The 22,305-nt window shown below is 56.7% G+C and carries 24 protein-coding genes; 12 read left to right on the top strand and 12 right to left on the bottom strand.

All coding sequences use genetic code 11. The annotated features are described in order from the left end of the window. Position 1: 1 nt before the first annotated feature. Positions 2 to 1,060: a DHH family phosphoesterase gene (locus GGR28_RS04045; protein ID WP_246416209.1), complete on the bottom strand. Its 1,059-nt coding sequence runs from the start codon at positions 1,058 to 1,060 to the stop codon at positions 2 to 4. A gap of 70 nt (positions 1,061 to 1,130) precedes the next feature. On the opposite strand from GGR28_RS04045, the gene GGR28_RS04040 reads away from it, so the two are divergent. From GGR28_RS04040 to GGR28_RS04000, 9 genes are all read left to right on the top strand, one after another. Beyond that, on the top strand, positions 1,131 to 1,553 hold the full coding sequence (locus GGR28_RS04040) for a nucleoside-diphosphate kinase (RefSeq protein WP_183494421.1): 423 nt from the start codon (positions 1,131 to 1,133) through the stop codon (positions 1,551 to 1,553). Positions 1,554 to 1,573: 20 nt separating this feature from the next. Further along, complete coding sequence (locus GGR28_RS04035) at positions 1,574 to 2,539, top strand: bifunctional heptose 7-phosphate kinase/heptose 1-phosphate adenyltransferase (RefSeq protein ID WP_183494420.1); 966 nt, start codon at positions 1,574 to 1,576, stop codon at positions 2,537 to 2,539. 44 nt (positions 2,540 to 2,583) lie between these two features. Continuing rightward, positions 2,584 to 3,537, top strand: coding sequence for a mechanosensitive ion channel family protein (locus GGR28_RS04030; protein ID WP_183494419.1), 954 nt, complete (start codon positions 2,584 to 2,586; stop codon positions 3,535 to 3,537). Between the two features lie 81 nt (positions 3,538 to 3,618). Continuing rightward, the gene (locus tag GGR28_RS04025) at positions 3,619 to 4,083 is read left to right on the top strand and encodes a sll1863 family stress response protein (protein WP_183494418.1); all 465 of its coding nucleotides are present in this window, start codon (positions 3,619 to 3,621) and stop codon (positions 4,081 to 4,083) included. A gap of 89 nt (positions 4,084 to 4,172) precedes the next feature. Then, positions 4,173 to 4,382: a hypervirulence associated TUDOR domain-containing protein gene (locus GGR28_RS04020; protein WP_183494417.1), complete on the top strand. Its 210-nt coding sequence runs from the start codon at positions 4,173 to 4,175 to the stop codon at positions 4,380 to 4,382. Between the two features lie 22 nt (positions 4,383 to 4,404). Beyond that, the gene (locus GGR28_RS04015) at positions 4,405 to 4,899 is read left to right on the top strand and encodes a hypothetical protein (RefSeq protein ID WP_183494416.1); all 495 of its coding nucleotides are present in this window, start codon (positions 4,405 to 4,407) and stop codon (positions 4,897 to 4,899) included. Continuing rightward, positions 4,892 to 5,641, top strand: coding sequence for a hypothetical protein (locus GGR28_RS04010; protein ID WP_183494415.1), 750 nt, complete (start codon positions 4,892 to 4,894; stop codon positions 5,639 to 5,641). Before GGR28_RS04015 ends, GGR28_RS04010 begins: the two co-directional genes overlap by 8 nt. A gap of 37 nt (positions 5,642 to 5,678) precedes the next feature. Beyond that, positions 5,679 to 6,188 (top strand): hypothetical protein, encoded by a 510-nt coding sequence (locus GGR28_RS04005; RefSeq protein WP_183494414.1) that lies wholly within the window; start codon positions 5,679 to 5,681, stop codon positions 6,186 to 6,188. 1 nt (position 6,189) lies between these two features. Next, entirely contained in the window at positions 6,190 to 7,431 is a 1,242-nt protein-coding gene (locus GGR28_RS04000; protein ID WP_183494413.1) for an AI-2E family transporter, read from the top strand. On the opposite strand, the gene GGR28_RS03995 is transcribed toward GGR28_RS04000, so the two are convergent. Genes GGR28_RS03995 through GGR28_RS03980 form a run of 4 tightly spaced genes read right to left on the bottom strand, consistent with a single transcriptional unit; the run spans position 7,360 to position 10,688 of the window. Next, positions 7,360 to 8,490 carry a DUF819 family protein gene (locus GGR28_RS03995; protein WP_183494412.1) on the bottom strand — a complete coding sequence of 377 codons (1,131 nt, stop codon included), beginning with the start codon at positions 8,488 to 8,490 and terminating at the stop codon, positions 7,360 to 7,362. The two genes, GGR28_RS04000 and GGR28_RS03995, sit on opposite strands and share 72 nt — an antisense overlap. Before the next feature lie 3 nt (positions 8,491 to 8,493). After that, complete coding sequence (locus GGR28_RS03990) at positions 8,494 to 9,015, bottom strand: SixA phosphatase family protein (RefSeq protein WP_183494411.1); 522 nt, start codon at positions 9,013 to 9,015, stop codon at positions 8,494 to 8,496. Then, positions 9,012 to 10,076: a peptide chain release factor 1 gene (gene prfA, locus GGR28_RS03985; RefSeq protein WP_183494410.1), complete on the bottom strand. Its 1,065-nt coding sequence runs from the start codon at positions 10,074 to 10,076 to the stop codon at positions 9,012 to 9,014. The genes GGR28_RS03990 and prfA overlap by 4 nt, the downstream gene beginning before the upstream one ends. A 42-nt stretch (positions 10,077 to 10,118) precedes the next feature. Next, the gene (locus GGR28_RS03980; RefSeq protein ID WP_246416206.1) at positions 10,119 to 10,688 is read right to left on the bottom strand and encodes a Sua5/YciO/YrdC/YwlC family protein; all 570 of its coding nucleotides are present in this window, start codon (positions 10,686 to 10,688) and stop codon (positions 10,119 to 10,121) included. Between the two features lie 375 nt (positions 10,689 to 11,063). Here GGR28_RS03980 and GGR28_RS03975 point away from each other — a divergent pair, with 375 nt between their 5' ends. Further along, positions 11,064 to 13,409: a PKD domain-containing protein gene (locus tag GGR28_RS03975; protein WP_183494408.1), complete on the top strand. Its 2,346-nt coding sequence runs from the start codon at positions 11,064 to 11,066 to the stop codon at positions 13,407 to 13,409. Here GGR28_RS03975 and GGR28_RS03970 read toward each other — a convergent pair. Continuing rightward, a complete protein-coding gene (locus GGR28_RS03970) occupies positions 13,377 to 13,883 on the bottom strand; it encodes a GNAT family N-acetyltransferase (protein ID WP_183494407.1) in 507 nt (168 codons plus the stop codon). The genes GGR28_RS03975 and GGR28_RS03970 overlap by 33 nt on opposite strands. Continuing rightward, on the bottom strand, positions 13,884 to 14,342 hold the full coding sequence (locus tag GGR28_RS03965; protein WP_183494406.1) for a nuclear transport factor 2 family protein: 459 nt from the start codon (positions 14,340 to 14,342) through the stop codon (positions 13,884 to 13,886). 42 nt (positions 14,343 to 14,384) lie between these two features. Between GGR28_RS03965 and GGR28_RS03960 the strand changes: the two genes are divergently transcribed. After that, complete coding sequence (locus GGR28_RS03960) at positions 14,385 to 15,149, top strand: DUF6503 family protein (protein ID WP_183494405.1); 765 nt, start codon at positions 14,385 to 14,387, stop codon at positions 15,147 to 15,149. Here the strand turns inward: GGR28_RS03960 and folK are convergent. Continuing rightward, positions 15,136 to 15,588, bottom strand: a complete 453-nt coding sequence (folK, locus tag GGR28_RS03955; protein WP_183494404.1) for a 2-amino-4-hydroxy-6-hydroxymethyldihydropteridine diphosphokinase — start codon at positions 15,586 to 15,588, stop codon at positions 15,136 to 15,138. The genes GGR28_RS03960 and folK overlap by 14 nt on opposite strands. Before the next feature lie 14 nt (positions 15,589 to 15,602). On the opposite strand from folK, the gene GGR28_RS03950 reads away from it, so the two are divergent. Beyond that, entirely contained in the window at positions 15,603 to 16,259 is a 657-nt protein-coding gene (locus GGR28_RS03950; protein ID WP_183494403.1) for a deoxynucleoside kinase, read from the top strand. Between the two features lie 7 nt (positions 16,260 to 16,266). On the opposite strand, the gene GGR28_RS03945 is transcribed toward GGR28_RS03950, so the two are convergent. The 4 genes from GGR28_RS03945 to GGR28_RS03930 form a co-directional block, all read right to left on the bottom strand. Then, positions 16,267 to 18,024 carry a 1-acyl-sn-glycerol-3-phosphate acyltransferase gene (locus tag GGR28_RS03945; protein ID WP_183494402.1) on the bottom strand — a complete coding sequence of 586 codons (1,758 nt, stop codon included), beginning with the start codon at positions 18,022 to 18,024 and terminating at the stop codon, positions 16,267 to 16,269. Positions 18,025 to 18,067: 43 nt separating this feature from the next. Further along, positions 18,068 to 18,691 carry a ribosome biogenesis GTP-binding protein YihA/YsxC gene (yihA, locus tag GGR28_RS03940; protein ID WP_183494401.1) on the bottom strand — a complete coding sequence of 208 codons (624 nt, stop codon included), beginning with the start codon at positions 18,689 to 18,691 and terminating at the stop codon, positions 18,068 to 18,070. Positions 18,692 to 18,769: 78 nt separating this feature from the next. Further along, positions 18,770 to 19,411, bottom strand: coding sequence for a translation initiation factor IF-3 (gene infC / locus GGR28_RS03935; protein WP_221233783.1), 642 nt, complete (start codon positions 19,409 to 19,411; stop codon positions 18,770 to 18,772). A 167-nt stretch (positions 19,412 to 19,578) separates the two neighbouring features. Further along, a complete protein-coding gene (locus GGR28_RS03930) occupies positions 19,579 to 22,140 on the bottom strand; it encodes an ATP-dependent Clp protease ATP-binding subunit (RefSeq protein WP_183494400.1) in 2,562 nt (853 codons plus the stop codon). Positions 22,141 to 22,305 lie beyond the last annotated feature (165 nt).

The following is a 22,305-nucleotide window of genomic DNA, read 5'->3' as shown; positions in this document are numbered from 1 at the left end:
ATTATTGATTGTTAAATTCTAGATAGGCCGCTTCGATTTCATCTGCGTACTTCGGCAGGTGCTTTTTGAAGCGGTTGATTGTAGATCCGAGCGGGGCAAAACTCGCTCCGCCGGCTGCATTGCGGTGGCCGCCTCCACGGAAGAGGGCCTTACAGATCTGTTGGACGTCCATCGTTCCCTTGGAGCGCAGACTTAGTTTTACGATCGTAGGCTGTTCGTGAATGAAGGCCGCGATCATCATGTCGGGCATCCGGAGCACGTAGTTTACGATGCCTTCGGTATCCCCCCGCTGGATGTCGAATTCCTCGTAATCCTGATTGTTTAGGTAGATCAAGCCCGTACGGTATTCGGGCAGAAGCTCCATGCGGTTGGCCAGGCAGTGGCCCAGAAGGCGCAGCTGCTTTTCGGTAAGGTTGTTCCACACGTGATCGGCCACCTTGTAGGCATCGGTGCCGGCCTCCAGTAGTTTGGCTACCGTGCGAAACAGATCGGGCGTAGTGTTATACTTAAATCCACCGGTGTCCGTGAGTATACCGGTATACAGGCTGTCGGAAATCCGTTTATTCACGTACTCGGCATCACCGAGTCCTTCGATGAATTCGTAGACCATCTCACAGGTGGAACTGCGGTCCGGCCGGCTGAAGATCGGATTGGCGATCTCCTCGGGGTGAAGGTGATGATCGATCATGATTCGCGGCCGATCGTCCTCCATCATACCCTCCGCCATTTTATCGATGCGCTCGAAGGAGTTGAAGTCGAGGAGAAAAAAGAGGGTAGCGGATTTTATTTTTTCCTGCGCACACTCCATATCGTCATCGAAAATGATGATCGAGCCCACGTCGGGCAGAAAATCGAGAAACTCCGGATAGTTTGAGGGGAGAATTATGGTACAGGCGTGCCCCCGGTCCCTGAGGTAGTGCATGAGGCCCAGGGTAGAGCCAACGGCGTCGCCATCCGGATTTCGGTGACTGAAGACAACGATCTCCTGGCTGCTGGAGAGCAGTCGGCGGGCTTGTAGTAAGTTGTCGTGCATAGGTACGGTGGCAGAAAGGACGCGCAAAGTTCCGAAAAAATGATGGGGTGGCCAAAACTTCATACTTTTGCGGCTCCAAACATAATCTGAATACCCCATGGCCACCAACCGAACCTTCACCATGATCAAGCCCGATGCCGTCAAAAACGGTCACATCGGAGCCATCCTCCAGCAAATCAACGAAGCCGGGTTCCGCATCGTCGCCCTGAAGTACACCAAACTCAGTACCGAAAAGGCCGGTGAATTTTACGACGTGCACCGCGGCCGCCCCTTCTACGACGACCTGGTGAGCTTCATGAGCAGTGGACCGATCGTCGCCGCCGTGCTGGAGAAGGACAATGCCGTGGCCGATTTCCGTACCCTAATTGGTGCCACCAATCCCGCAGAAGCCGCAGCCGGCACCATCCGGGCCAAGTACGCGACCAGCATCGGGGAGAATGCCGTACACGGCAGCGACAGCGACGAAAATGCAGCCATCGAAAGCAATTTTCACTTCGCCGGCACGGAGGTATTCGCCTAGCGTTACATTCCCCCACCGAAATGCTTCCTGACTTTTCCCGTTTGCGCGTGCTGGTCGTCGGCGACATCATGATCGACCGGTACGTCTCCGGGCGCGTGGAACGGATCAGTCCGGAAGCCCCGGTGCCCGTAGTCCGTATGGAGCGGGAAGAAAACAGACTGGGCGGCGCGGCCAACGTTGCCGTCAACCTCCGGGCGTTAGGCATTCGGGCGGGGCTCGCAGGTGCAGTGGGAGTTGACGAAAATGCAAAGGTTTTTGGTCCACTCCTCAGTGAGTGTGGTATACCGGAAGAGCTGCTGGTCGCTGAAGCCGGACGTTCTTCGACCGTAAAGACGCGCGTCATTTCCCAGGATCAACAACTGCTGCGCATTGATCGCGAAAGTACCAATGACCTGCGGGAGGATACCGCGAACCGGTTAGTAGATGGAATAGCGCGGGTGACGGGTGCCGACCGGTACGACCTTATGCTGCTGCAGGATTACAACAAGGGTGTGCTAACTGCCTCTACGATCCCACAGCTCATCGAACTAGCGAAGCAACGGAAGGTCTTCACCGCCGTTGATCCGAAGCAGCGAAATTTCTGGGCCTACCGGGGTGTTGACCTGTTCAAGCCTAACCTGCGGGAAATGCAGCAGCAACTGGACTTCCCCATTGGACCGAATTTGCCGGACCTGGACCGGGCCGCCGCCGTGCTATTTGAGCGCCTGGATTGTCGGATGGTCATGATCACGCTTTCCGAACACGGTATTTACACCAACGACCGCACCCACTCCACCATTCATCCTACCCAGGCACGTGAAATAGCCGATGTAAGTGGGGCGGGGGATACCGTAATCAGCGTAGCGGCAGCGGGAATGGTGGCTGGAATGAGTCTCAACTCCGCCGCCCGTCTGGCTAATCTGGCCGGTGCCCAGGTGATTGCGCGGCCGGGGGTCGTAGCGGTCGATTTAGGGGCGCTTGACCGCGACTGGCAGATGTTAGGTTGAACACCGATCCGGGATTGGAGTTATAGCGGTCATCAACTTACCTTATGTACCTATTTGAATTATTCGGGCTCGAGCTCGATTTCCAACCCTTATTTGATGAACTCCAGCGGTGGTGGGCCCTGGCACTGCGCAATTTGCCCAATATGCTGCTGGCCCTAATCGTAGTGGTCGTCGGTTATGTCATCACCCGTTTTGCCAAAAAGTACTTCAATCGGATCAGCCGGCGGCTGGTTCACGATTCCACGGTAGCCGGTCTGCTCAGTTCCTTCCTGACGGTGCTGCTCGTACTCGCTTTTCTGTTTCTCACCCTCTCGGTGCTAAACCTAACGGGAATCGTACAGAGTGTCCTGGCGGGTGCGGGGGTTGTAGGCCTGGCCCTTGGCCTGGCTTTCCAGGATCCCATCCTTAACCTATTCAGCGGTATCATGCTGTCGGTACGCACCCTGTTCCGGGAGGGTGACCTGATCGAAGTCAACGGTTACTTCGGCAAAGTGAGGGAAGTGACGCTGAGGCACACAACCATGGTTACCCTGCAGGGGCAGGACGTAATGATCCCCAACAAGATCGTAGCCCAGGAACCGATAAAGAACTACAACAAGCTCAGGATGCGCCGCGTCGACCTCAGCTGTGGAGTCAGCTACGGAGACGACCTGGATAAGGTGCGGGACATCACGATCGCCGCGGTAAAGGAGCGGGTGGCTTACGACACCTCAAAGGACGTACAGCTCTTCTTCAACGAATTCGGCGACAGTTCCATCAACTACACCCTACGCTTCTGGCTGGATGGGGGTAAGAGCGGGCAGGCCGACTACCTGGAGGCACAAAGCGATGCGATTATGGCCATCAAACGTGCTTACGACGACAACGACATCATGATTCCGTTCCCAATCCGTACCCTCGACTTCGGAATTAAGGGAGGTGAAAAGCTTTCCGATATGGCCGAGGTGATCGAGCGTAAAAAGAATAGTCACAAAGCCGACAACGAACAACAGTCTTAATCTACTGTTTTAATGATCGAGAACGACGCGCCTAAGTTGGCGGCGACGAAATCACGCACTCTTAACCAAAGTATTACAACTATGAAAATTCGCATTCTCACTTTAGCCCTTTTGCTCAGCCTTTCCGGCATGTTCTACAGCTGTGCTGAGAACTCTCCAGCCGATAACGCTGCGGACGAACTCGAAATGGAAACCGAAAACGCCGTCGCTAATATGGGCGCCGAAATTCGGGAAGAAAGCAACGAGCTCGACCGCGAGTTCCGCGATGCGCGGACTAACGTTGATGCGCGGATGAATGAGCTAGAGGCCAACATGGAGGACGCTTCCGACGAGGCCAAGGCCGAGATGGAAGAAGAATACAATGAACTCAAGGCCTACCGCGACGACCTCGACGATCGCATGAACCGTGTTGGAAACAATATGGAAAGCGGTTGGAAGGACTTCAAGGGAGACGTAAACCAGGGATGGAGGGACTTCAAGAACGAATCCGACAACCTCCTCAAGGACATCGAACGTTCCATGGATCCCGAAGGTGATCTGGAGTAATTTCCACCACTGACGCTCAGTAACCACACCCGGTGGAGATGGTATAGAACCCACTCCACCGGGTTTTTTATTCGATCAAAACGCACGAGATGATACGCAAGGGCACAAAAGTAAAATGGAAGTGGGGCAACGGGGAGGCTACCGGCACCGTGGAGGAAACTTACACGGAGAAGGTAACCAAAACCATCAAGGGCAGTGAAATTACCCGCAACGGGGAATCAGGTAACAAAGCCCTGTACATCAAGCAGGACGATGGCGATCACGTACTGAAGTCAGAATCCGAAGTAGAAAAAGCTTAACGTCATGGATAACAATTCAGATATGAAAACTCCGTACGAAATCAGGCCCGAGGGCACCGATACCACCCTCAGCCAGATCGCTATGGAGCACCAACAATCGGCCGGGTACTACCGAGATATTTCTTCCGCCATTAGGTCAGCGGACGATACGGCTGCTAACTTTTTTGACTCGCTAGCCGCGTACCACGAGGAGATGCTCCAAAAAATCAACGGCATCCTGGAAGATATTTCCGGCGGAGTGCACACGCCCTCCCGCAGCTCCGAAACCGAACTCAAGCGGCAGGAGGCCCAGCTCAACCGGGCACTACAGGCCAAAAACGTCGTAGAACTTGCGTCACTGGCCCACCAGAACGAAGAGGGCATCAGCAATTCTTACGAGCACGCACTCGCAAACACGAATCTGCTGGATTTCGCCGAAGAAATACTTCACGCCCAGCACCAGGAAATTTTGGTGTGGGTAAACCGGGCCGATCGGTATAAAACCGTTCCCCAAGACCGCAACGAGCATTATGACTAATCTCAACGACCTCTCCATGGGCTGCCGGACAATCGCTACCAAGCTTATTCTGTCGCTCCTGCTGTGTTGCTTTGGCTTCCAGCTAATGGCACAACAGGCGGTCAGCATTTCCGATGGTACCGTAGAATACGACAAGCGGCAACTGCCCTCCCTGCGGCTTCCCCTGCAAGCGCCGGTAGATGCGGTTTACGATCCCTGGCAAGATTTCTGGGAGGATCGGTACGACGTTGACATCGACCGATCGGATAAGGACGGCGACGACATCTCGTACCTGGCCGAACAGGTAAGCCTACCCAAACTCAGCAGTAAAAATTTCGACTTTTACTCTAATGTGAGTGGGGGGGAAACGAATGCCACGGTCAGCATCGCACTCGCGTTTAGCGATACCGATATTGTGGGGCGCGATAACCATGCGGATACCTATGCCGCCGCCCGTGCCGTACTCGAAGAGTTTAGTACGTACTTTTACACCCGCTACTTCGACGAGCGAATCGATGCGACCCGTGAGGCGCTGGAAGACGTGAGGGACGACTCCGCTTCGGCATCTAAGGACGCGGAAAAAGCACGCGAAAAGATCGAGAAGTACGAAGACAAGATCGAAAAATTACGCCGAAAAATCGAGGACCTGCGGGACGACGTTGGTGATGAACTTGAGACCGCCGACGAGAAAGCCAAACGGGTACGAGATCTGGAAGCTGAGCTCGAGCAACTTCAGCGGTCGCGTAAAAATTTTGTAGGATAAAAGTATTAAATTAACCTTCACTCAACTTACTAGGTACATGGCCCAGACAAGCTCTACGACTCACGAAAACCCACCCCACCTCGATCCACCACCGACCCATAACTTCAATGTCGACAAAGAAGGTCGGAAGTATGGGATCATTCTCGGGCTAGCGGTTTCCGCCTACCTACTCGTAGTGAACGCAATTTATGCAGACCTCCCCATGAGCGTTCGCTTTGCTAAGCACCTGATCATTATTCCGGTCGTGTGGTATTCGACCAAGCAGTATGCCGAAGCGATCTACAACAGCAACGGCATCTTTAAGGCCGAGATAGGTCTCCTTTTCCGCATCGGTATGTGGGCGACGATCGTCATCGCCATTCTGAATATCAGCCTCTCGGCCATTAACCCGGCCCTCGGCTTCGAGCAGTTCCTGAACGACAACAACAGTTTCGGTGATGCAATGATGAACAGCTTTTTCGTTGCCATGGAAACACTGGTCTTCGTGCTGATCATTGGATTTGTATTTATGCAGTACTACAAGCGCGGGGGATCACCCGAAGATTAATATGAAAAAAGCAACCAGCCGCAGGGAAACCTCTACCATCAGTTTTCAGCGACTGGCACATTTCCTTATCTGCCTGAGTATCGTGCTGTACGCGCTTTACTCAGGCAGAGCTTTTTTTATCCCCATCACCTACGGCATCTTTTTCGCCCTGATGCTGCAGCCGGTGTGTCGGCGCTTCGACGATCTCTTCTCCAGTCGCATCCTATCGGTTCTGCTGACGCTCTTTACCGCCAGTGCCATCGTGATTGGGGTGATCTTTTTTTTCTTCAACCAGGTACAGGCGATTTTAACCGAGGCCGACGACATCTATGCCGGCTTACAGGAAACACTCTACGAGTGGGCAGAATATGGCGGAGACCGCTTCGGCCTTACCGGTGAAGAGGTAGAAACCTACATCGATCAGGCGATTACCAGCGTGTCCAGTGAACCGCTGGGCATCGTTTCCACGGGATTATCGACCAGTGGCGTACTGCTCGCGAACTTCTCGCTGGTGATGATCTATACCTTCTTCTTTCTGCTGTACCGCACGGCCGTTAAAAACTTCGTGCTGGGGCAACTCAGTGACGACGACCAGACCGAGGGCCTACAGACTCTAAACGAAGTGCAGCAGGTTGCCAAAAGCTATCTCGGCGGTATGGGACTGGTCATGCTGATACTTGGCATTCTGAATAGTCTGGGGCTCTTCGCCATCGGACTCGATTACTACCTGGTCTGGGGCTTCCTGGCTGCGGTGCTGGGCATCATACCCTACATCGGTACGGTGATCGGGGGTATGTTGCCGTTCCTGTTTGCGGTGGCTACTACGGAGAGTTTGTGGCAACCAATATTGGTGATCGTACTGTACGTAACGGTGCAGTTTATCGAAGGAAACCTCATTACCCCTAAGGTACTGGGAGGCAGCGTGAAGATCAACGCGCTGGCGGCCATCATCTCCGTGATCATCGGCAGCTTTTTCTGGGGTATCGCGGGGATCATTCTGGCGATTCCTCTGCTGGCCATGATCCGCATCATTCTAACTCACATCGAGCCGCTCCGACCGGTCGCTCTGCTCATGAGCGATGACCTCTACGAACAATCGGAGCAGTTTGTTACTACGTTCAATCAGTCCAAGTACCGGATCTCAAATATTTTTAGCGGACGTTCGTCGTTGGCCCTAACGCCCCGCAAACGGTTAGCCGGTAAGGTGAAGCAGCAGGTAGGCGATACCGATACCGAGGTAATTGCCGATTCCAAACCCAACTAGGGAGACGCCGATCCCCGCCGCCAGCAAATCGCGGTTTTGGATCGCCGCCGCCACCTGTACCACGAACACGGGACCGTAAAGTGCGGCGACGTAGCTCAGGATTACCGTATCCCGATCGATACCGAAAAGCTTGGACAGCAGGAGGTGCAAAAGGGTAGTGCCGATCAGGGCAATGGCGGAAAAGTAGAGAAGTTCCATTCCGCCGGCCGCCAGTGCGCGAAAGTCCGCCAGTAGGCCCAATGCTACGCAAAAGATGAGGACGAAATATTCTCCCAGCGGATAGCTGTTTCCAATCCGATTTGTGAGGGGGGTGGCCGTTACCAGCAGACTGAGGGTCGTGACCAACAGAATGATGATGGTGGGGTCCAGCCATACTCCGGTGATCCACCGGCACATCACTATTGCGGTGCCGGTCACCAGTAAGCCGGCGACCAACTGTAGGGTCCTTTGCCCAAAGGGTACGCTTTCGGCTTCTTGCACTGCACCCGCGTCCCCGCCCGTCTGCTGAGTAAGCGTGGGAAATAACCGACCGTAAAGGGAGGGCAGTACGGTTACGAGACCGAGCAGGTAGGCGCCTCCCAGTAAAATATCGGCGGCCTGAATCAGCACCAGGTACTCGGCGGGCGCGCGCAGGGCCAAACCGATCGCCTGAACGTTGGGTGTACCGCCCGTGTAGAGCCCGGTAAGCATACCGGCAATCTTCCAGCTGTCCGCCAGCTCGTCGATGAAGAAGAAGCACGCAACCGAAGTGAAGAACAGTCCGGAAACGCAGCACAGCACGAACGACAGCATCATCCGGCGGGCGTGGCGCAGACTTTGCCCCACGCGCACGGAGAACAGCAGCAGCGGAAGTCCGATGAGCATTCCGCCCCCCGCCAGTTGTTCCATTAACTCCTTATCGATGGACCAGAGCCGTAGGTTGCTGACCACAATGCCGATCCCGTAACACGCTACGATGCTGCTGCACCAGGGGGGCACCCAATTGCGGTGTACCGCCCGTACCGCCAGAAGGGGAAACCCTACGGCAAGAATTAGACTGAACCAGTCGGCAACCGGCAAAATTTAGTACCGCAGTTTCAGCACCCGGGATTCACCGGTGGGCGGGACGGTGACGATCAGCAGATTGCCGTAATCCAGTTCGCTGAACCGGTCCAGGTCACTGCTGCGGGCAATCAGGTTAGCTACTTCCGGGGTGGTGTTGCTGTGTCCTACGATGAGCACGGTTTCCCCTACGTGGGCCCTCCTGACGCGACTGGCGAAGGAGGGGAGGTCCTCGGTTTTGTAGAAGTTGACCTTGAGGCCGTGCGCGTCGGCGGTGGGCTGGGCGGTTTGCCGGGTTCGTTTGGTATCGGTTGTGTAGACTCGGTCGATGGCCTCCGTACTCAGCATTTCACTGAGGCGCTGGGCGCGTTCCTGGCCCTGGGGGGTGAGATTCGGATCATCCCCAAAACCTTTTTCGGCGTGGCGAACCAGAATGAAGGTGGTAACCTGTTCCCGGGCGGCGGCTCGTTTGGCTTCGCGCGCGGCCGGATCGCAGGCATACGCCAGCAGGATAGTCAGGAGAAGGGGGAGGACGGAATTCATATGCCTTCTTTCATTTTCTCCGCGTTCTCGGCTACCTGCAGGCCTTCGATGATGGGTTCGAGGTGGCCCGCGACGATCTTATCGAGGCTGTGCAACGTCAGGTTGATGCGGTGATCGGTCACCCGGTTCTGGGGGTAGTTGTAGGTCCGGATCTTTTCGCTGCGGTCGCCACTGCCGACGAGTGACCGGCGGGCGCTGGCCAGCTCCGAGGCGGCGGCGGAGTCCTGGGCGTCCTTGATCCGGCGGTACAGCTGGGCCATGGCAATTTCCTTGTTTTTGTGCTGGCTGCGGCCGTCCTGGCTCTCCGATACGATGCCGGTGGGGAGGTGGGTGATCCGGATGGCGGACTCCGTTTTATTCACGTGCTGTCCACCGGCGCCGGATGCGCGGAAGGTGTCGATCTTGAGGTCGGCCTTATTGAGATTGACGTCTTCTTCTTCGACCTTGGCGAGCACGGCTACGGTGGCCGCGGAGGTGTGTACGCGGCCCTGACTTTCCGTTTTCGGGACCCGTTGTACGCGGTGTACGCCGGACTCGAATTTTAGGCTGCTGTAGACGTCGTCGCCGTGGACCTCGAAGACGACCTTGGAGTAGCCGCCGGCGGTGCCTTCGTTTTCGTCGATCACCTCGATCTTCCAGCCCTGGGTTTCGACGTACCGCTTGTACATATCAAAGAGGTCTCCGGCGAAGATGGCAGCCTCGTCGCCCCCGGTACCGCCGCGGATTTCCATGATGATGTCACGCTCGTCTTCCGGGTCTTTGGGGATGAGCATGACCTTGACTGCTTCGTCGAGGGCTTCCTTTTGCTCGCGCAGCTCATCGTATTCGAGTTGGGCCATTTCGCGCATTTCCGGATCGGGATCCTTGCGCATTGCTTCGGCGGAGGTGATGTTTTCGGTCAGGTCCTTGTACCGAAGGTAGGTTTCAGCTACCGGCCGGAGCTTACCGTACTCCTTGTTTACCCGGGTGAAGCGGTCGGGGTTGGTGATGATTTCGGGATCCGAAAGCTGTTCTTCTAAGTTTTTGAAACGGTGGTAAATGGCTTCGAGCTGATCGATCATAGGGGCGCGCTTGGCTGGGGCGGGCCAAGATACGGCGCATCACTACAAAAACTCCAGCTCGTCGTCGTCCATGCGGATGGTAACCGCCGCGCGGGTGTCCAGTTGATCGCGTTGGCGACGTTGAACGGTGAAATCGGCCTGTCGCATGACGTCGGAGCGAATTTTTCCGAAGCGGGTGGGCAGGCCGGCGGATACCTCGCTGAGGGCCAGGCAGCCGGCCAGGGGGGCTTCGAGGTCCTCCGTAAGGCGGTAACAAAAGCTGTCCAACGCCAGGCGCACGGCTACTTCATCCCGGCGATCCACCATGGAGTCGGGGACGGACACCGTTGCCGGCACTTTGACGGTCAGTACCCGGCCGTGGTAGCTTAGGAGGGTATCTATTTTCGGATGGAGGTTGGGGAACCAGCTGAGCAACATCTCGCGGTCGGCAAAGATCAGCTCGGGATTGTTCAGTCGGTTGGGCGGGCAAACCGCCAGTAACCGGTTGACTGATTTGTACTGTCTCGCGTCGGTGACCAGCTGCCATAAATTGGCCGTTGGTAGGAGCACAAGGCCGCCACCTTTAATCGTTGAGAGTGCGCCTATGCCCCGGTGTGGGGGACGGTGAAGCATATTAGAATTGGTATCGGTACTAATCATTCAGATGATCTACTGACTTTCCTGCTAATAAGCAGAAAAGCGGTGAGGTGTAGGTGAGTGAAACGCATCCCCCTGAGTCGATATTCTACCGTCGCTAGTACCTGACTTGACCACCCAGGCGGGTTGCAGCGTTGCCCCGTGGGGCGGTACGCAAAGTCGGCGATCACTCAGGCCGGAACTCCGGTCAGGTGGTGTAGGGTAAGGTTAAAAAGGTCACATGCCCGTAATTGCGGGAACATAATATCGTACCGACGCCCGTGCGACAAGGGAAAGGATCGATCGGACGTCCGTACAGCTAAGGAAACTGTATTTTGTCGCATAGATTGTTTGCACTTTAAAATTTAGTCCTTGAATCTTCACCTCCGTATCCGATGGTGCACTGCCGTGCTCCTCCTGGTGGCACTGTTACCCGCGAGTGTACTGGCTAATCACATCGTCGGTGGGGAGTTCCACTATGAGTGCCTGGGATACAAGAACGACGATCCTACGACCGGGGTACTGCGGTACCGCATCACGATCAACATGTACCGCGACTGCATCGGTACCGGAGCCGGATTCGACGGAGATCCTGGAGGGGGAACCGAAGAAGCGCCCTCATCGGCCGGTCACATCAGCATTTACGCAGGGGATCGGTATTTCATACGCACCCTCGGCATTACGCTGGCCCGCTCTGAGTCCGTTCCGATCAACCTCGGTAATCCCTGCTTGGTCATCACCGAGCCGATCTGCCAGGAAATTGGCGTTTATACCTTCATTCAGGAGTTGCCGATCTCCGAAGAGACGTACACCTTTGTTTACCAGCGCTGCTGCCGCAACGAGAGTATCCGAAACCTCATCGATCCCCTGCGTATCGGAGCAACCTACTTCATCCAGATCACCCCGGCGGCCCAGCAACGGCTGAGTTCGAGCCCCGAGTTTAACATCGACCCCCCGATTGCGATCTGTATCGACGAGCCCTTCCAGATCGACCTGGGCGCAACGGACCAGGACGGCGACAGCCTCGCCTACGTCTTCTGCAATCCCCGTCTCGGTGGCGGAACGGATGGTGGCCGTCAGACCGGTTTTGAAACCGCTACCTACTTCGACGACATCGTGCCGCTGGAGGAAAGTCCTTACCCCTACGATCCCATTTCCTGGGTTTCCCCCCGCTACTCGGTAGATAACCAGTTGGGCATCGGCAGTACCCTGACGATCGACCCGGTCACGGGCTTACTCGAAGGTTTCCCGATCTATCCGGGTACCCACGTACTGGGCGTATGCGTCGAGGAGTGGAGCAGGGGCCCCAACCCCGTCCTCCTCAGCGAAACCAAGCGGGAATTTCAGTTGAACGTCGCCCGTTGCGGCAACACCGTCAATGCCGACCTGCTGGAAACGGAAATCGATGAACAGGGCCGGTTTTTCATTCGGCAGTGCGGACCCGGCCTCAACACCATTGTCAACGAAAGCACGTTGATCAATTCTATCCTGAGCTACGATTGGGAGATGATCGGTCCGGGCGGTCAATTGATCACCAGCAACAGCCGTGATTTTACCACCGACATCCAGGAGCTCGGCACTTACGAAGGGGTCATGATGCTGAACCGTAACAGCTTTGCGGACAATTGCAAGGATACGGCCCGGTTCCTCCTGGGCGTCTACCCGCCGGTAGAGGCCAAATTTACCGCCACCTCCGTCGTTTGCGATCCGATACCGATCGAGTTCACCAACCTGTCGGAGGCGCAGGGCGGACAGCGGATCACGAACCACGAGTGGGACTTCGGCGACGCCTCTCCCTCCACCCGGTCGCTCGAGCCCAGACACCTGTACCGGTCGCCCGGTACCTTTACGGCCCAGTTGCGGGTCACCGACGAGAACGGCTGCCAGGATGAGGAGACTGCGATCGTCGAGTACTTTCCCGCCCCCCGCACGATTATTCTCGACCCGCCGGACGCATTCGGATGCGCCCCTTACGGCAACCAGTTCGTCAACCGATCGTTTCCCATTGACGACACCTATGCGTTCGATTGGCAATTCGGTGACGGCGGTCGATCGGACGAGCGTGATCCCCGGCACGTGTACGAGAACACCGGCACCTTCGATGTGTACCTGAGTATTACCAGTCCCCGGGGGTGCTTTGTCGATACCACCTTTCAGCGGCTGATCGACGTGCGCGGCTCCCCGGTGGCCGATTTCGATTTTTCGCCCGAGCAACCCAGTAATATCTTTCCGGACGTCCGCATTATCGATCGCAGCGTGGCCTCCGCGTCTCAGCGGTACGAGATCTCCGACCGGACCGGAACCGCCATTTTTTCATCTCCGGGACCGGATTTCAACTACCGCCTGCGCGACACTTCCACGCTTACCGTCACTCAGGTGGTCAACCACCCCAGCGGGTGCCGGGATACGCTGGCGAAGGACATCCGAATGTTGCTCAAAAATGCCTTTTCGGCACCCAATGCCTTCACCCCCAACGGAGATGGCCTCAACGACTCCTGGCGTCCGGAAGGGATTTGGGAAGGAGCGACCGATTACCAACTGCGCATCTGGAACCGGTGGGGTGAAATGATCTACTATACGGAGGACTTCGAAGGGGCCTGGGACGGAACGCACAACGGATCGAACAGCCCGGCCGGCGGGTACCTGTGGGATGTTACCTTCCGGAATGCTGCCGGGGAGCCGGAATCATTCAAGGGGGGGGCCGTGCTGATCAGGTGACGGCCAGCGCCACCGCTCCAGCGCAAAACCGACGGGCCAGGAAACGGTCGCGTCATGGGAAAACCCGTTTGCCGTGAGCACCGCCCGTGAGGGGAGGTTACTCGGTGCGACATGGGCGATAAGGCCAAGCCCATCTCCTTTTGCCATTTCCATGACTAGGTGGATCGCTTGCTTCATTATGCCCCGACCGCGGTAGGCGGGAGCGACATTGTACCCCAGTTCCACCTCCTCCTCACCCGGCAGTAGTCCCTTTCCTCCGATACTCCCTACCACCCGGTCTTCCTCGCCAAGTACGATCAGGTGAGGCACGGCCCAGCGGTAGGTTAGGGGCGTCGAGGTAGGAAAGTACCGGCTCTGATCGAGGATTACCCGCGGAGGCAGCGCTTCTTGTACGATCTCGAAACCACGAAAATGCTTCCGGTTTCTCAGCAAAGCGCGCAACTCCTCCGGCGTGGGCAGGACCAGGTCGATCATCTACTCGGGATATTTTGCGAGGGTGGTGGCGGCTAGCTTCCACTGGTTGCCGACGAGGTGCCAGACGTTTTCGAACGACTCCCTGTGCTCTCCGGTCACCCCCTCCTGCTGCCAGGTAAAAGTCCTCACGCCGACCACCGTTACCCGATCTTCGGTCACCGTGTAGACCGTGCTGTCGATGCTTATCTGGAGGTGGGGAAAAACCTGGCGGAGGCTGCCGAGCTCGGCCACGAATTGTTCTCTGTTCTTAGAAGGTGCGGCATCCGCGTAACCAATGGTAAAATCCTCGGTCAGGAGGCGTTCCATAATTGCCGCATCCAGGTTCTCATACGCCCCGTTAAATAACTTTTCGGCCCGCAAAATCCTTTTCTCAACGTCCGGAAGTCCGTCCTCCATCTGGGCGGGGCCGCAGGTGCTGAGGAAAATTCCCGAAAGCAGGGCGCACAGGATGTACTTCATACCGTGGACAACGTACCAACCCAAAATTAGTAAAACAACCGTATGGCAATTCTTCGCACTTACCCGATTCTATGGCTACTCCTGTGTATCCTTTGGACCTGCGGACCCGCCCAGGAGGAAACTGAGCCTGCCGCGGAAAACGCATCCGAGGTAATCGAGCGGGCAGTGCAGGCCCACGGCATGGAGGGATTCGCAACGACCGACATCACCTTTACCTTTCGGGAGCGGGAGTACGGCATCCGCAGGGACGGGGGCAAATTTGCCTATACGCGTGACTTTACCGACTCCACCGGCAACCACGTGGTAGACCTGCTGGACAATACGGGACTGCAGCGAAGGGTGAACGATTCTATGGTGGTCCTGACGGCGAAGGATAGTGCCGCCTATGCGGAATCGGTGAACTCGGTCCGCTACTTTTTCATGCTTCCTTACGGACTGGACGACCCGGCCGCCCATGCGGAGTTGCTCGATACCATTACGATCAAAGAGCAGTTGTACGATCAGGTTGCCGTCACCTTCGCACCGGAGGGTGGGGGAGCCGACTTTGAAGACGTTTACCGCTATTTCTTCAATCGGTCGACGGGGGAACTCGATTACCTCGCCTATACCTTTGAGGTGAACGACGGGGGGCTCCGGTTCCGGGAGGCCACGAACAAGCGGCGAATCAACGGCGTGCTCGTTCAGGATTACATCAATTACGGCGTCAACGGCGAGGATCGGGATATCGCCAGCGTAGGACGTCGGTACGCGGAGGGGGCATTGCCCCGCCTATCGGTGATCGAGAACACCGACGTTAATATTCGCTGAACAAGCCTAGTTCGGGAGCGGGGAAGCGGGGCAATAACTCCCGCACGAAGGGTCGCCGGCGCCACCAGGGGTGGGGGAGGCTGATGCGCTCGTCCTCGTAACGAAGGTCATCGACGAAAATCAGATCGATGTCGAGGGTGCGGGGTCCCCAGGATAGATCACGCGTACGACCCAATTCGTGCTCGATCTGCTGGGTTACGTCGAGTACGCGGTGGAGATCGTGACGGATGGCTTCGCCCGAAACGGCGACGGGAGATTCCAGGATTAGTAGCTGATTCAGAAAGGGCGACTGGTCGGTATACCCCCAGGCCTCCGTTTCCCGGACCTCGCTTGCGAAGAGGATTTCTCCCAGCCGTTGACCCAGTAGCGATCGTGCTTCCGCGAGGTAGAATTGTCGGTCCCCGACGTTGGATCCGGTGGAGAGGGTTAGTTTTGCCATACCCAAATGTAACTATGACCCTTCCACCCTTTACCGTTATTGAAGGCAACATTGGTGCCGGCAAGACCACGCTGGCTACCCTGCTCGCCGAACGCTTCAACCGCAGGCTGATTTTGGAGGAGTTTGACGACAACCCCTTCCTGTCGCTATTCTACCGCGATCCCGAACGGTACGCCTTTCCCGTAGAGCTTTTCTTTATGGCCGAGCGGCATAAACAACTGCAGAACGAGCTTACGCGGCCCGAGCTGTTTACCCAGGGTACCATTTCCGATTACCTTTTCATCAAAACCCTGCTGTTCGCCCGCAACAGCCTGACGGAGCAGGAATTTCGTCTGTTCGGTCGCCTGTTCCGCGCCCTGGATGTCAATTTCCCCCAGCCGGAACTGATCGTGTACCTGCACCGCCCGGTGAAGGCACTACAGGCAAATATTGCCCGACGGGGGCGTAGTTTCGAGCGGGATATGAAGGATGACTACCTGGCATCCGTTCAGTCAGCCTACTTCAGCTATTTCCGCACGCTGCGTGAGACGCCGGTGGTGGTGCTCGATCTCGGGGAGAACAGCTTTACGGAGGATGCGTCCCTATTTGAGGAGATCGTCGAATTGATCACCCGGCCGCACGGACCCGGCTTGCACACCTTTGAGCTCAGATCAAGGCAATCGGTGCTGTAGCGAGCCGCTACTCCTTTCGTTCGTCGCCGATCATTTCTTTCGGCCAGGTGAGCCGGCCCCGGAGGCCGTAGGTAGACAGCCGGTTGTGGTAATAGTACAGCATGGAAAAGTTGTCGCTCACGATGCGGCCGGTAGGATCGTACTTCAGCGGCTTGTCGATGTGGTAGTTGCCGATATTGCCGATCCCGTCGATGATGATTTGTTCGGCCGACTCCCTTAGTTCCGCCGCGATCTTGGCCTTACCCTCCGCCTCCATCTCGATTAGTCGGTCCCTCAGTTGTCCGACCACTTTGACCAGCGCGTCCTTGCGGAAGTAAAAGTCTTCGGCCGGCAACCGGAGTATGGCGTACAGATCGTCCTTGATGAAGGTGCGTTCGAGCATGATGAAGGCCGCGTAGCTCACGAGGTGCCCGGGCAGTACGATGCCGTCGTAGTGGTACCGCTTTACGATTTGGTTGGCCAGTAACCGGGTGTATTCGCTCTCCCGCTGTAGGTCCTTGTTTATCTTGCCGTACTGGTCGCGGAAGTATTCACGGGTACTGACGTGGCGCCCGTTGAGCCCGTAGCTTTTGCCGTCCTGATCCACGCGGTTTCCGAGTACATCCAGCGGCTGACCGAGGGTGATGGTGATCTGGTTGCCCTTGCTGAACACGCCCCACACGAATTTCATGATGCTCCGCAGGGAATGGAAGCTGTCCTGGGCCTTGATGTAGCGATCCTGCCCCTCCAGCCGCAGGTGCTGCTCGATGAGGAATTGTGCTTCCAGAACAAATGGGTAGCTCAGAATCACCGGGACGATGAATATCTTTTCGTTACGTCCCTGCTGGTAGCGCGCACGTTGGGCCTCGACCGCAGTGCCGAGTAGTCCCAGCTTGAGCTTTGTTTCCAGGGCGCCGGAGCGGGACCGCGTGCCGCCGGGGAAGAAGATGGAAGGGACGCCACGCTGGATCAGGAGCTTGCTCATCATTTTGAGCGTGGCCATGTAGACGGGATTGCGCTTCCGCCGGTCGACCCGGTAGGCCCCGAGGCGATTCATAAAGTAGGCGGTATAGCCCGTATTGTACAGGTTCAGGCCCGCACCGTAGCTCATGGCCGGGAGTCCGGCTACCTGGTCGAGGGCGTACCCGATGAGGATGCTGTCGAGGTTGCTGAAGTGGGTCGGGACCATGACCAGCGTTCCCTTTTCACTGAGGGTCCTGACCTGTTCGACGTAGCCGCGCACCAGTAACTTCTCCTGCAGCAGAATCTTTTTTGAGAACAGGCTTCTAAAGGTGCGGCCGGTAGCTGCATTGAGTAATCGGCCGAAGAAGAAGGTCAGGAAGCGCCTGGCGAAGTGGAAGGTCGGGATTTTGAACGTGCCGACGATTTCTTCGGAATAGCGGTGGACGATGCGCTGCAGAATGTTGCGGGCGGCCTCATCGGCACTGGTGGGTTCGTCCTGGTCGAGGCTCTGGGTGGCCAGCATTTTGGCGAGGCGCTTCCAGTAGCTGCGTTCCTGGGGCGGATCAACCTTCCAGGGCTCGTTCTTGGTCCTTTCCTGTTCGCTGAAGATGGTTTTACTCAGTACGTCGGGCAGGCTGTCTCCCGCTTCCTGGATGATCCGTTGCGCGCTGGACGCTTCGAGTGCCTTGACGAAAGCTTCCCGATCCTCACTGATCTTGTAGATGTCCCACTGCTCGATGTTGGGAGCCGTGTGCCGGTACCGCTTGCCTTCCCGTTCGAATTCGGGGTGGGGTAGGGCGGTCTTGGGAATGGTGGCACTCATCAGGTTCAAAATTTACCGGCGGGGACGCGGGAGCACAAAGTTACTACTTCACCTCGCCATAGTAGGGCCAGGGTAGGGCCAACAAGGTGGTTTCTATAAATTCTAGAATTTCATCGCGCCCCGTTTCCCGGGTAGCACTGGTGAGGAAGATGGGGGGTAGCTCTTCCCAGGTTTTCAGAAGCTCCTGGCGGAAGTCGTCTACGCTGCCCCCGTCGCGCGATTGTTTGCGGTCGGTTTTGGTGAAGGCGATCACGAAGGGTACGCCGTGTTCTCCCAGCCAATTGATGAATTCCAGGTCGATGAGTTGGGGCGGCACGTTGCTGTCTACCAACACGAAGGCGCACACCAATGTCTGTCGCTTGAGGAAGTAATTTTCCGTACGGGACTCCCACTTTGCCCGGGTCTTTTTGCTCTGCTTCGCGTAGCCGTAGCCCGGCAGGTCGGTGAGGTACCAACTCTCATTGATCAGGTAATAATTGATCAACTGAGTTTTACCCGGTTTGCCGCTCGTATGGGCCAGTTCCTTGCGCTGGGTGAGCATATTGATCAGGCTGCTCTTCCCGACGTTGCTCCGACCGATGAAGGCGAATTCTGGCTTCCCGTCGCGGGGTGCCTGGTGGACGCGGGCGTGGGAGGAGGCGAAGCGGGATGATTTGATCTGAGCCAATGGCTGGGGTACTAAAGCGCCCGCCTGAATCAACAGGCGGGCGCGGGTTTAAACGTTAATAGGAAGGGGATGTACCCCTTATTCCTTGTCCTCCTCTTCCGAGCTGGATTTGGACTTCGATTTCTTCTGTACTTTCTTCGGGCTGATGATGACGTTCATGCGCCGGCCTTCCATTTTGGGCATGGCCTCCGCGGCGCCGAGATCCTCCAACTCCTTCATGAAGCGGAGCAAGAGCAACTCACCACGGTCCTTAAAGACGATGGAACGACCCCGAAAGTGAACGTAGGCTTTCACCTTCGCACCATCCTCGAGGAAACCGCGGGCGTGGCGCACCTTAAAGTCAAAGTCGTGGTCGTCCGTATTGGGGCCGAAACGGACTTCCTTGATGACCGTTTTGACCGCCTTGCTGCGGATCTCCTTTTCCTTACGCTTCTTTTCGTAGAGAAACTTCTTGTAGTCCGTCATGCGGACAACGGGCGGACTGGCGTTCGGGCTGATCTCGACGAGGTCGAGCCCCAGGTCGCGTCCCCAGCCCTTCAGCTGGCGGATGTCGTACACGCCGCTTTCTACTTTGGTTCCGAGCTCTTCGCTGATCTGCTCCAGGTTGTCGCCAACCAGGCGCACTTCCGGGACCCGGATCATATCGTTGATGCGGAATTGGGGGGTGGGTTCTTCTCTGCGTGTGTAACGATTACGGCCGCCGCCTCTTCTCTTTGCCAATAGATTGGTGATTAAATGATAAAAAATGAGCGGTCCACCATCAATGGGCGGACATCATACTGCAAATTAAAAAGAATGCTCTGAATAAAGTTCAACGGAGCAAGGTCAATCGGGCGTTTTGCCCCGCCGAAGCGGCACATAACGCCCGATTGACCCTATTCGTCCAACTATTCCTCCGAAGTGACCACTTCCTTCTGGGCAATCTCCAGTCCGTCGCCGGCTTCGTTGAGCTTGGCCAGCAGGGATGAACCGCCTTCGGGGTTGTTGTTGAGGATATACTCGGCGAGTGGATCCTCGATGTACTTCTGGATGGCACGGTGCAGGGGGCGGGCACCGAACTGTGGGTCGAAACCTTTCTCCGCGACAAACTTCTTCGCGGGCTCGTCGAGGGCCAGGCTGAACTCTAGACCGTTCAGTCGCTTGTACAGGTCCGCCAGGGCGATGTCGATGATCTTGAAGATCTCGTCCTGACCGAGGCTGTTGAAGATGACCACGTCGTCGATCCGGTTAAGGAACTCCGGGGAAAAGGTCCGCTTCAGCGCGTTGTTGATGACGGCCTTGCTGTTCTCCTCCGCATTCTCGGTACGTGCCTTGGTAGCAAAACCTACTCCCTGTCCGAAGTCCTTCAACTGGCGTACGCCGATGTTGGACGTCATGATGATCATGGTGTTCTTGAAGTCGACTTTGCGTCCCATACCGTCGGTAAGCTGACCGTCGTCCAGTACCTGCAGGAGGATGTTGTAAACGTCCGGGTGGGCCTTCTCGATCTCGTCGAGCAGGATGACGCTGTAGGGCTTGCGCCGGACTTTCTCGGTAAGCTGACCGCCCTCTTCGTAACCGACGTAGCCGGGAGGCGCACCGATCAGTCGGCTGACGCTGAATTTCTCCATGTACTCCGACATATCGATGCGGATCAGGCTCTCCTCGCTATCGAAGATGTACTTCGCAAGGGCCTTGGCCAGTTCCGTTTTTCCAACTCCCGTAGGACCGAGGAAAATGAAGGTACCGATGGGCTTGCTGGGATCCTTTAGGCCCACGCGGTTGCGCTGGATGGCTTTCGTGACCTTGGTGATCGCGTTATCCTGGCCGATGATGACGGCCTGCAGATCACCCTCCATGCCGACGAGCTTCTTGCTTTCGTTCTGCGCGACACGGCGTACGGGGATGCCGGTCATCATGCTGACCACTTCGGCGATGTCTTCTTCGTTGACGGGGTAGCGCTTGGTCTTGGCTTCCTCCTCCCACTGCTTCTTGGCATCCTCTAGGGTACGCTGGAGCTTGCTTTCCTGATCGCGCAGGTCGGCGGCACGCTCGTACTGCTGGTTCTTGACCGCAGCATTCTTCTGTTCCTTGACCTCTTCGATCTTGGCTTCCACCTGCTCGATGTGCTCGGGTACGGTGATGTTCTTCAGGTGGGTGCGGGCACCTACCTCATCCAGTACGTCGATAGCTTTATCGGGCAAGAAGCGATCGGTGATGTAGCGGTCGCTGAGCTTGACGCAGGCCTCAATGGCATCGTCGGAGTAGTTGACGTTGTGAAAGTCTTCGTACTTCGGCTTGATGTTGTTGAGGATGTGTACGGCTTCCTCGGCACTGGGCGGATTGACCAGTACCTTCTGGAAGCGGCGATCCAGGGCACCGTCCTTTTCGATGTGCTGGCGGTACTCGTCCAGGGTGGAGGCACCGATGCACTGCAGTTCTCCACGGGCCAGTGCGGGCTTGAATATATTGCTCGCATCGAGGGAGCCCGTGGCACCGCCGGCGCCGACGATGGTGTGGATCTCGTCGATAAAGAGGATCACGTCGCGGCTCTTTTCGAGCTCCGTCATGATGGCCTTCATACGCTCCTCGAACTGTCCGCGGTACTTCGTACCGGCCACCAGGGCGGCCAGGTCAAGCATCACGATGCGCTTGTCGAAGAGCGTGCGGCTCACCTTGCGGTCGCGGATGCGCAGGGCGAGTCCTTCGACGATCGCCGTCTTACCGACCCCTGGTTCACCGATCAGGATCGGGTTGTTCTTCTTACGCCGGCTCAGGATCTGGCTTACGCGCTCTATTTCGATTTCCCGACCGATGATGGGGTCGAGTCGGTCGTCTTCGGCGAGGGCGGAAATGTCGCGACCGAAATTATCCAGGACGGGGGTGCGGGATTTTGCATTTCCCTGACCGCGACCGCCGCGTTGGCCGCCGCGACCGGCATCGTCGTCCTCAAAACTTTCATCGCCGCTGCCCGGGGCCTGGTTCATCGGTAGCGTATCGTCTTCGGTAAAGTCTTTTTCGTCTTTCACGTAGTCTAATTCTGCTTTATAAATTTCGTATTCCACCTCGAACTGCCGCAGGATCTTGGTTGCGGAAAGCTCCTTGTTGCGCAGTATGGATAGAATAAGGTGCTCCGGACTCACCTGCGAGGTTTTGAGCGCCTTGGCTTCCAGGAAGGTTACCTTGAGCACGCGGTCGGCCTTGTCGTTGAGGGGGAGCTTAGAGATCGTATGGCTGCTGGCCTGTCCACCGTTCCGCTGCACGTTTTCGCGCAGGGTGTCGGTGAGGGCTTCTATATCGACGGCCAGGTTACGGAGTACACGGGTGGCGAGGCTGCCGCCCATGCTGAGGACACCCAGCAGTAGGTGCTCGGGACCGACGTAGGTATGACCCATCTTTTCGGCTTCCTGCTTGCCGCGGGCCATCGCCTGTTTTATTTCGGGGTTAAATTCCCGCTGTGGAGGGTTCATTCGATAAACTTTGGAGTAAAAGATGTTTAGGGCGGGTCCGCGGGAGCCGGGTAACCGGGTAAGTTCCGAGGACGTGCCCTAAAGTTAACGCTTGAGTGAAAGAATTGTGCCACCCAGGGGGTACTGACAAAAAAGCCTGACATTTCGCCGGCCGACTTAGGGTTT

The sequence above is a fragment of the Neolewinella aquimaris genome (assembly GCF_014197245.1).
Taxonomy (GTDB): domain Bacteria; phylum Bacteroidota; class Bacteroidia; order Chitinophagales; family Saprospiraceae; genus Neolewinella; species Neolewinella aquimaris.
Note: the sequence above shows the minus strand (reverse complement) of the source record. Positions and strands in the feature narration are given on the sequence as shown.